This is a genomic window from Nonomuraea sp. NPDC001684 (assembly GCF_053596515.1).
In genome coordinates this window covers 1-3,228 of record NZ_JBSFGJ010000689.1, presented here as the reverse complement: position 1 = coordinate 3,228, position 3,228 = coordinate 1, and the positions used below count along the sequence as shown (strand labels likewise).

The window sequence follows — 3,228 nt, the reverse complement described above, 5'->3', positions numbered from 1 at the left end:
GCAGCCGCGCCAGGTCGGGCAGCTCCTCGGCCGGGTCGCCCCGGTCGCCGGGGGCGTAGAGCTGCGCCAGCTCCTCGTCGGAGAGGGCCGCCAGCGCCACCAGGCCACCGGTGGCCTGGTGGGCCGGGAAGACCATGCCTTCGCGGCTGCCCACCCGCAGGGCCTGCCCGCACTCGACCGAGGCGATGAAGCGCACGTTGCGCCCGGTGCGGATGCTGAGGTTCACCGTCTCGTCGATCCGGTCCACCAGCGCCCGCATCTCGCCGAGCGCCGCCGCCCGCAGCGCGCCGACGTCGGACTGCGCGCGCTCGGCCAGCGCGAGGACCGGGCCCACCCGGTAGCTGCGGTCGTCGTTCTGCACCGCGAAATCGCGGTACACCAGCGCGGTCAGCAGCCGGTGGGCCGTGGAGCGGGCCACGCCGAGCCGCTCGGCGGCGGCCGAGACGGTGATCACCCCGTCGAGCTGGAGGATCTGGGCGAGCCGCAGGGCATGGTCGACGCTCGTGGGCGCGTAGGCCGGCGGGGTCTTCATGGGCTTGGCCATGGGACCGATCCTGGCACATGAATTCCGCTGTGCAGAATCCTCTTTTCCAGTCAGGTCGCCTGCGCGGATAGTCGGGGCCATGCCCCACGTGAACGCCGGCGGCTCGCCGGTCAAGATCGCCGCCGTGGACCGGCCGGACCAGCCCTCGCTCAGTCCCGAGCTGGAGGACCTCTACCGAGGCTTCGAGAAGGCGCTGCTCGTCCCGTTGTGGACGGAGATCGGCGACCTGATGCCGCCGCACCCGCGCTCCAGCGCGCAGCCGCACCGGTGGGAGTGGGGCACGCTGCTCGACCTCGCCGGCCGCGCCGGTGAACTGGTCCCGGTCGGGCGCGGCGGCGAGCGCCGGGCGATCGCGCTGGCCAACCCCAGCCTGGGCGGCAAGCCGTACGCGACGCCGACCCTGTGGGCCGCGATCCAGTACCTGATGCCGGGCGAGAACGCCCCCGAGCACCGGCACAGCCAGAACGCCTTCCGCTTCGTCGTCGAGGGCGAGGGCGTGTGGACCGTGGTCGAGCGCGACCCGGTGCCGATGCGCCGCGGCGACTTCCTCCCCCAGCCCGGCCTGCACTGGCACGCCCACCACAACGCGGCCGACACCCCCATGGCCTGGATCGACGGGCTCGACATCCCGTTCCAGTACGGCGTCGAGGCGCAGTTCTTCGACTTCGGCCGGGACACCCTCACCGAGGAGGAGCACGCCACCCCCGACCGTTCGCGCGCCGAGCGGCTCTGGGGGCACCCCGGCCTGGCCCCGGTCTCCCAGCTCCGCCGGCACGAGGGCACGCCGTTGCTCTGCTACCGCTGGACCGACACCGACGCCGCGCTGACCGACCAGCTCGCGCTGGAGCGGGAGGGGCACGCGGGCCCGATCGAGCCCGGCCACGCCCTGGTCCGCTACATCGACCCGACGACCGCCGGCGACGTGCTGCCGACGATCCGGGCGCAGTTCCACCGGATCACGACGGGGGTGGAGACCGCGCCGTACCGGGAGACCGGCTCGTCTGTCTACCAGGTCTTCGACGGGTCCGGCCAGGTCACCGTCGGCGACCGGTCCTGGCGGGTGAGCCGCGGCGACCTGTTCGTCGTGCCGTCCTGGCAGCCGCTGTCGATCCGCTCGGAGGCGTCGGCCTCCGACTCCGACTCCGGCGCGCTCGACCTGTTCCAGTTCAGCGACGCCCCGATCTTCACCAGGCTCGGCCTGTACCGCAGCCACACCGAGGAGAACAGCCGATGAAGCTCGCCACCGTCCGTCTGGACGACCACCGCACCGCCGCCGTCCGCGTCGAGGGCGACGAGCTCGTCGAGGTGGGCCGGGCCGACGTCGGCGCGGTGCTGGCCGCGCCCGGCGGCCTGGAGGGCGCCGCGGCGGCCGACGGCCCGCGCCACCCGCTCGCCGGGGCCGACCTCGCCCCGGTCGTGCCGCGGCCGAGCAAGGTCGTCTGCGTGGGGCTGAACTACCAGAACCACATCAAGGAGATGGGCCGCGACCTGCCCGAGTACCCGACGCTCTTCGCCAAGTTCGCCGACACCCTGATCGGCGCCACGGACGACATCCGGCGTCCGGCGGAGACCGACCAGTTCGACTGGGAGGCCGAGCTGGCCGTGGTCATCGGCCGGCCGGTGCGGCGGGCGGACGAGGAGCAGGCGGTCGCCGCGATCGCGGGGTTCACCGTGCTCAACGACGTCACCTGCCGGGACTGGCAGTTCCGGACCCGGGAGTGGCTGCAGGGCAAGAACTGGGACTCCACCACCCCGATCGGCCCGTTCCTGGTCACCGCGGACGAGACCGGCCCGCGCCCGGCGCTCGACGTCCGCTGCGAGGTCGACGGCCGGGTGATGCAGTCGGACAACACCGGCGACCTGCTCTTCGACCCGGTCCACCTGGTCCGCTACGTCTCGACGATGGTCCGGCTCAACCCGGGCGACGTGATCGCGACCGGCACGCCGGGCGGCGTCGGCCACGCGCGCAAGCCGCCGGTCTTCCTGCGCGGCGGCGAGCTCGTCGTGACCGAGATCGAGGGGCTGGGCAGGCTGGAGAACCGCGTCGTCGGCGAGGGCGCGTGATGGCGCGCGACCTCGCCACCACGCTCGCGTGGGTCGAGACGGGGACCGGGCTGTGCGCGTCGGCCGTCGCCGGTCTGTCCGAGCGGGAGTACGACGCCGCATCGGCCCTGCCCGGCTGGACGCGCAGGCACGTCGTGGCGCACCTGGCGGCGAACGCCGAGGCGATCGGCAACCTGGTCCGCTGGGCGCGCACCGGCGAGCCGACCCCGATGTACGCCTCCCCGCAGGCGCGCGCCGCCGGGATCGAGCGGGGCGCCCTGCTGGACGGCGGCGAGCTGGCCCGGTGGTTCACCGAGTCGGCCGCGACCCTGGCGACCGCCATGGCGGCACTGCCCGAGGAGGCGTGGCGGGCCGAGGTGGTGACCGCGCAGGGACGGACCGTGCCGGCGAGCGAGATCCCCTGGATGCGCAGCCGGGAGGTCATGGTGCACGCCGTGGACCTGGCCACCGGGCTCACCTTCGCCGACCTTCCCGACGGTTTCCTGCGGGAGCTGCGGGAGGACATCCGCGCCAAGCGCGGCCCCGGCGCGGTGCCCGACGTCGCGGGGTCGCTGCCCGACGTGACCGCCTACCTGGCCGGACGCCCGGCGGGCGGAGTGACCGCCGCCGGCGGCGGACGC

General features: G+C 74.4%; 4 protein-coding genes. 3 read left to right on the top strand and 1 reads right to left on the bottom strand.

The window, feature by feature from the left end; all coding sequences use genetic code 11:
• Nucleotides 1-544: IclR family transcriptional regulator (locus ACWCSD_RS50120; protein WP_449926513.1), on the bottom strand; the 544-nt coding region annotated here is incomplete at its 3' end.
• Between the two features lie 79 nt (nucleotides 545-623).
• On the opposite strand from ACWCSD_RS50120, the gene ACWCSD_RS50115 reads away from it, so the two are divergent.
• The 3 genes from ACWCSD_RS50115 to ACWCSD_RS50105 all read left to right on the top strand — a co-directional run.
• Nucleotides 624-1,778 carry a cupin domain-containing protein gene (locus ACWCSD_RS50115; protein WP_387682667.1) on the top strand — a complete coding sequence of 385 codons (1,155 nt, stop codon included), beginning with the start codon at nucleotides 624-626 and terminating at the stop codon, nucleotides 1,776-1,778.
• The gene (locus ACWCSD_RS50110) at nucleotides 1,775-2,608 is read left to right on the top strand and encodes a fumarylacetoacetate hydrolase family protein (RefSeq protein WP_449926510.1); all 834 of its coding nucleotides are present in this window, start codon (nucleotides 1,775-1,777) and stop codon (nucleotides 2,606-2,608) included. Before ACWCSD_RS50115 ends, ACWCSD_RS50110 begins: the two co-directional genes overlap by 4 nt.
• The coding region (locus ACWCSD_RS50105) for a maleylpyruvate isomerase family mycothiol-dependent enzyme (RefSeq protein WP_449926508.1) at nucleotides 2,608-3,228 on the top strand (621 nt) is incomplete at its 3' end. The genes ACWCSD_RS50110 and ACWCSD_RS50105, both read left to right, overlap by 1 nt.